At 79.2% G+C, this 226-nt stretch carries 1 pseudogene; it reads left to right on the top strand.

The features are described 5' to 3' along the window. Window positions 1-226: pseudogene (locus G3I42_RS02395) on the top strand (PucR family transcriptional regulator); the annotation flags it as partial.

Below are 226 nucleotides of genomic sequence, written 5' to 3'. Positions count from 1 at the left end.
CCCCGCACCTGCTCCACCACCGGCTGCGCACCCGTACCGGCTCGACGCGCCGGGGCCAGGCGGTACGGGCCCTCATCGACGGCACCGCCGACGTCCCGTCCGCCGCCGCGACCCTCGGCCTCGCCCCGCACACGCCGTGCGTGGTCCTCAGCGTCCTCGCCCTGCCCGGAACCGGGCAGACCGGGCAGACCGGTCAGGCCGACCCGGCCCGCGCCCTCCACCTCGC

The organism is Streptomyces sp. SID11385 (assembly GCF_010548245.1).
GTDB lineage: Bacteria > Actinomycetota > Actinomycetes > Streptomycetales > Streptomycetaceae > Streptomyces.
Note: the sequence above shows the minus strand (reverse complement) of the source record. Positions and strands in the feature narration are given on the sequence as shown.